Origin of the sequence: Moraxella sp. (assembly GCF_024227015.1) — a bacterium.
GTDB lineage: Bacteria > Pseudomonadota > Gammaproteobacteria > Pseudomonadales > Moraxellaceae > Moraxella.
Map to the genome: position 1 here is coordinate 1 of NZ_JAAELD010000390.1, position 2,796 is coordinate 2,796.

Sequence of the window (2,796 nt, forward strand, 5' to 3'; positions counted from 1 at the left end):
AAAGCTTAACCAAAAGGCCAGAAACTTCTTGATAGATATCTTGTTTTTCCATTGATTGTCACCTAACTATTAAGCACGTTGAGATTGAATAAAGGACGTTAAGGTCGCCACAGAATAGAAATGCTGACGCACCTCTTCATTTTCCGCAGAGAGCACCACGCCATAACGGTTTTTAACGGCTAAACCCAATTCCAGCGCATCAATAGAATCTAATCCCAGCCCATCGCCAAACAGCGCACCATCAGTCTCTATGTCATCAGGCGTAATATCTTCCAGGTTTAAGGTGTCAATAATGAGTCTTTTTATTTCAAGAGAGAGTTCTTGCATCGTTTGCTACATCCAAAAGTATGTTGCCTTTATCAGGCGTAAAAATCAGGGCTAATGACCGATGGCATTGGCGGGCGGCGAATGCTCGCCAATCCACATCGACAGTCATAAAATTTTTATTGGCTATATACACTTAGCGGCTATCACAGAGGTTACCGATTCCATTGCCAACCAAAGCGTTCACCGGTAACCGTAAATGACGTTTTGTTACCCAGCCAGTGATGCAAAAATTGCAGGCTCTGAGGTAAATCGGGTTCGGATTCAGGCTGAAGGAGCGGAACGGTTTCACAACGTAGTGCGTGGCCGGGCTCGATCAGCAATGCCATCGCAAAAGGATATCTCGGCATCGCGGGGGGTATGATCTCATGATAGAACTCAGGGATCAGGCCATCAAAATCCACCATCAACACACGAGAATAACCCGCCTGATGCATCGCTAAAACTTCACATAACCCTTGTTGAAAGGTGTCAACGCCGGCCGAAACGGAAGAAGAGACTAACGGTTGTTTGGCTGCAATCGTCAGATTCCCCACCGCTGAATTGTGCACCGACATAGCAAAATCCGTAGGCGATAAACTCTGCTCCGTTGCCAGCGCGACCAAAATGCGATAGTTGCGCTCAAGTTCGCCGTGACGGCTGGTATACACGATGGCATCAACGGGCTGGCGGCGTAAAATAGCCAGCCCACACTCAACCGCTAAACGACTACCAGAACTTAAACGACGGGCCGTCATCATCGGTAATTGGCTGCATTTCGCCAACGCCTGGGTATGATCCACGCGTGCAGGATGCTGTTCAGCCCATAAGAGCCACGCATCACGATCCGCGAGACCCGGTGCCATGGCCTGCCAGTCAGTTATGTTCAGTGTCAACTTCATTAATGGGTGCTCTCTTGGCGGAGAAATGAGCAAAAATCAGGGTTAAATATCGTTAACGAAAATATTCGCCCATTATCTACCATATTCCCTGGTTTACCGCCATTCTGCGGCCTGCATCAAAAATGCATCAGCGTTTTTTACAAATCAGCAAGGTATGTCCAAGCCCAAGGTTACTTATTTGTTTCTCAACGTAAAAACCAGATTTATGCAAATAACTCAGGAAATTTTCCGCACTGTAAAATCGACTGTTGCCATTTGCCATACAGGTAAAATAGAGAGATGACGCATTTAGGCTAAAAGCGCCGGCTTCGTAAGCCTGACAATCCCAGAAGAGCTCCATGATACATATCCGCGCATCCGGTTTCATTTCTGCCGCGATTCTCTGCAAGATGGCAATAATTTGAACTTCAGAGAAACAATCAAGAAACTGGCTCATCCACCAAATATCGGCATCATTGGGCAATTTGGCGTCAGAAAGCATGTCTGCAGCATGAACGAAAATACGTTCAGATAATCCATGGCTAGCTATGTTCTCTTGGGCGATGGCGATCTGCTGAGGGAGATCGATAATCGTGACTTCAACCTGCTCATCGTGCTGGCAGCAACGTAATGCCCACTTGCCCGTATTACCGCCCACATCATAAATTTTAGCTGGCTGGAGGCCAAACACGTGCGGTAACGCAGCGTTAAATGCCCCATCTGAGTAAAAATGATCGAAGGCAAACCAGCTTTGTTTCGCCTGCTCAGGTAAATGGCTTAATGCCGGATAGATCGTCGGCCATGCACCAAAGACTTGTAACCCCGCAGGTTTACCCTGCTGTAGGGACTCTTTCAAGTGGAACAGTCCCTGATAACAGACGTCCTGTGTAAAATCCATATTGATGCGCGTCATGGTGTCGTGAAGCAAGTAATGGCCAATTTTGCCCATGAAATAGCGTCCATCAATTTGATAGAGAATGTGACCACTCATTCCCATGTCTAGTAAAACACCAACGGCATAATCATCCAGATCACAACCAAGAATTATCTCTTGTAACGTAATGCCTTTCTCTCGGCAATTATCGAGCAACGCTAAAATCCCAGAGTCACGCAAGTTTAGTGCAGCCTGAAATAACATCGGAGCAAATGCAATTTTTTGCGCCTCAGTAATTGCATCCAAAGCACTCATGCTGTCGTTGTCGTAATTATAGTGTGCAGTCACGGGTCGATATCCCTGATCGTCATTTCTAATAAAAAGTTAAGCCAAATATCAGTTGGGCTTAATCCTGACTTATTTTTATTTAAATGCTTTTGCCGCTAACTGTAACTGAATATCATTATCCAGATTATTTACCCATCGATTGTAATTACGATGGATACTTCCTCTGCGAGCCCTGAGATTAGTGCTGCTAACATAGTTAATCGTGTAGGCGCTGGCGCTATAGTTAATGCGAATATTGACACTATAACCACGACTAGCCATGCGGCCGTTTATGACACCCGCACCCGCAGGCGTCATAATCCAACCGCGCTTTAGACCCGCCTCAAAAATTGCTGACTTAACCTGATCGGTAGAATTCTGTGTGGTGATTGTCGTTTGAGGTGTCAGTAT

4 protein-coding genes are annotated in these 2,796 nt (G+C 46.0%); all 4 read right to left on the bottom strand.

Annotated elements, in window-relative coordinates; translation table 11 throughout:
- Nucleotides 1-69 precede the first annotated feature (69 nt).
- Complete coding sequence (locus tag GY683_RS08955) at nt 70-327, bottom strand: phosphopantetheine-binding protein (RefSeq protein WP_188475148.1); 258 nt, start codon at nt 325-327, stop codon at nt 70-72.
- A gap of 152 nt (nt 328-479) precedes the next feature.
- Entirely contained in the window at nt 480-1,205 is a 726-nt protein-coding gene (locus tag GY683_RS08960; protein WP_297288398.1) for a beta-ketoacyl synthase chain length factor, read from the bottom strand.
- A 127-nt stretch (nt 1,206-1,332) separates the two neighbouring features.
- On the bottom strand, nt 1,333-2,406 hold the full coding sequence (locus tag GY683_RS08965; RefSeq protein ID WP_297288399.1) for a methyltransferase: 1,074 nt from the start codon (nt 2,404-2,406) through the stop codon (nt 1,333-1,335).
- 75 nt (nt 2,407-2,481) lie between these two features.
- The coding region (locus tag GY683_RS08970; RefSeq protein ID WP_297288400.1) for a hypothetical protein at nt 2,482-2,796 on the bottom strand (315 nt) is incomplete at its 5' end.